The sequence below is a fragment of the Halobacillus sp. BBL2006 genome (assembly GCF_000786645.1).
GTDB lineage: Bacteria > Bacillota > Bacilli > Bacillales > Halobacillaceae > Halobacillus.
Genome location: NZ_JRNX01000432.1, coordinates 1 through 3345, shown reverse-complemented (window position 1 = coordinate 3345; position 3345 = coordinate 1). Strand labels below are relative to the sequence as shown.

The 3345-nt window shown below is 43.1% G+C and carries 3 protein-coding genes; all 3 read left to right on the top strand.

All coding sequences use genetic code 11. The annotated features are described in order from the left end of the window. Positions 1-615 (top strand): S-layer homology domain-containing protein (locus LD39_RS12965; protein ID WP_035547463.1); only part of this gene is annotated, 615 nt, incomplete at its 5' end. Between the two features lie 265 nt (positions 616-880). After that, on the top strand, positions 881-2281 hold the full coding sequence (locus tag LD39_RS12960; protein WP_197061427.1) for an N-acetylmuramoyl-L-alanine amidase: 1401 nt from the start codon (positions 881-883) through the stop codon (positions 2279-2281). 58 nt (positions 2282-2339) lie between these two features. Further along, a partial coding sequence (locus LD39_RS12955; RefSeq protein ID WP_035547458.1) for a S8 family peptidase occupies positions 2340-3345 on the top strand: 1006 nt, incomplete at its 3' end.

Below are 3345 nucleotides of genomic sequence, written 5' to 3'. Positions count from 1 at the left end.
GAATTCGAGCTTACCGACTTTGGCGGAAACAAAACGACGAAGATGATCACGATTTACAAATCTGATCAAGACGCCAAAGACTTTGACGATGTTTCCGATAATTTCTGGGGTAAAAAAGCGATTGAGAAGCTGAATGTTGCAGGCGTTATCAACGGTTACCCGAATGGAAACTTCGGCGTGAATGATGAAATCATCCGTGCAGATGCGGCAGCGATGATTGTACGTGCCTTCGACTTAGACACAGATAATCCGAAAGATGCTGGGTTTACTGATGTTAAAAAAGGCGATTACATGTACGAAGAAATTGCAGCGATTGCGGAAGCGGGCATCATGAATGGTTCACCGGACGGAAGCTTCGATCCGAAAGCGAATCTGAAACGTTCTGAAATGGCCAAGATTGTCGTAGAAGCTTACGACCTGAAAGGCAGCACCTCTGATCGTTTCAAAGATGTTCCACTTTATCATTGGGCACAAGATTACATCAACACATTGGCTGCGAATAAGATTACTATCGGATATCCAGATGGTACGTTCAAGCCGGACAACAACACGACACGTGCTGAGTTCGCCATGTTCTTAGCTCGTGCCGAAGACGATCGTTTCAAAGAAGAGTAAGTGACGTTTCGTCTAACTATAAAACATTGAAAGCTGAGGTTCGTGTACCTACACGGCCTCAGCTTTTTTGTGTAACCATCCGATATTACCATCCAATTTATGGAATAAAATAAGAAAAACTATTACATTTTGATTATTTTTCTTACAAAAACATTTCAAACTTTTTACCTATTTTTACTAAAATGTCGAATAGTGACCTTCTATTGGTTAACATTACCTCGTATAATGTCGATAGTAGAAATATAATGAACAGTAGAAAGGGAGATTGAATCAAATTATGGTAAGGAAGATTGTACCTTTGTTGTTTGCCACTTTTGTTTTGATGCTGGCATCTTTTCTTCCAGCTAACGTTGTGCATGCAAATTCGTTAAGCGATATCCCAGACAGGTCTGCAGATGAAATTAATTATCTGATCGATAAAGGAACCGTTACAGGCTATCCCGACGGAACTTACAGACCCAAGAATTCTGTTACGAGACAGGAAGCCGCTACAATGGTTGGACGTGCTTTAGGTTTAAATGGAACGAAGCGGAGTACTAGTTTCCCGGATGTATCCTCATCCTTATACGCTTCAGGGTACATACAATCTGCTTACGAGCAGAAGATCATCACCGGTTATCCGGATGGTACATATCAGCCTCGTAATGAAATTACTCGAGGAGAGATGGCATACTTAATTTCCAAAGCTTTTAATTTAGACGAAACAACCGGAAATAAATACAGCGATGTTCCCAACAGCGGCGCGCTGTCTAAGGCGATCGACAAAGTGTCTACAGCCGGCATCGCCAATGGTTATCCAGACGGTTCATTTAAACCGCAAAAATCGATTACTCGAGAAGAGTATGCGCTGCTTGTTGCCCGTGGCATGAACCCGAAATATAAAGTCGATGGTGAGGATCTAGAAGTCATCGATGAAAAAGTTGTTTCTACCGGAATCTTGAACGTTCGTTCAGGTCCAGGAACAAATTACTCAAAAATTGGCCAATTGACAGAAGGCGCTGTTATTAAGATTTATAAAGAAATCGGCAGCTGGGTCATGTTTGCTTATAACGGCTCCACTGCTTATGTACATGGTGCTTACATCATGGACAAGCCAAGCAACAATGGGGGACATACAATCGCGATTGACGCCGGCCATGGGGATCATGATCCAGGCGCATCCGATAATGGCTTGGTAGAAAAAGAAATAAATCTTGATGTTGCTAAACGTGTCCGTGATTACCTGAATAACTCCAATATTAATGTCGTGATGACACGTGATGACGATACTTTCCTTGAGCTGGATGAACGTGTGGATTACGCAGTTGATCATGGGGCGGATACATTCCTTAGCATTCACTCGAACGCTTTTCCAAACAACGAAGATGTCAGTGGGGTAGAAACTTACTATTCTTCTGCAGCACTAAGTGAGAGAGCTTACGATAGTTATAAACTCGCTCATTTCATCCAAAATCGTGTGGTAGAGGCTATGAATGCCAAAGACCGTGGAGTGAAGGATATTCCGTATCGCGTGATCCACGCAACGCCACTTCCATCAGCGCTAGTGGAACTTGGATTTGTTACCAATGATTCGGACGCTTATAAGCTAGGATCGAGTTATTATCGAGATCGTGCAGCCAAAGCTATTTACTTAGGGATCGTAGATTACTATAATTGGAAGTATTAACATGTGAAAAGCGGACAATTTGTCCGCTTTTTAATTTATCCATAGGAGATGAAGTCATTTGAAGAAGTACATCGGACATCTGTTACTTATCTTTCTCATCGGATTGGTTAGCTTCCCGCAATCATCATTGGCAGATGAGAAGACTGAGCGGGTGATCATCGGATTTGAGAATGAGATCGACACCACGATTTTGAAAGATACTCCTCACCAAGTCATTCATACCTATGAACCCATTCATGCGATTTCTGTTTTTGTAGACAAGGATCAAATGGCTGAGCTAGAGGCGAATCCAGAAGTTGCCTGGGTGGAAGAAGATCAAAAAGTAAAAGCCACAAGGCAGGTAAGAAACTGGGGCTTTGACGCAACCGGTACGAATGCTTCCAGAGATTTGCAAATCAATGGGAATGGTACGAAGGTGGCGGTCATTGATACCGGAATTAACCGCGATCATCCAGACTTGGAAGTCGCAGGCGGTGTGAATTTCGTCGGAGACGGATCATCGTATGAAGACGACAACGGACACGGCACCCACGTAGCGGGCGTGATTAATGCTCAGAACAACTCCATAGGAACGCTTGGCGTTGCACCGGCAGCTAAGCTTTATTCAATCAAAGCACTAGACAGTGAAGGGATTGGGAATGAGACGGACGTGATTGCTGGTATTCAATGGGCGATTGAAAAAGACGTCGACATCATTAACTTGAGTTTGACTTCTCCATACTCATCGACCGCGTTAAAGAAAATGATTGATAAGGCGCATGATAAAGGAATTTTCATCGTTGCGGCATCTGGGAATGACAAAACAGGACAAGGGCAGCTCACAGATGATGTCATGTATCCTGGCCGTTATGACAATGTCATCAGTGTCGGAGCTGTTACCGAAGATTTAGAGAAAGCTAGATTTTCTTACCAAGGAAAGTCCCTGGACTTTGTTGCTCCAGGTGTGCAGATCTATAGTACTTATATAGAAGAAAATGAAAGTGAATATGCATACTTAAGTGGAACCTCGATGGCTTCTCCTTATGTGGCAGGGGCACTTGCTTTGTACAAGCAGTTGTATCCAG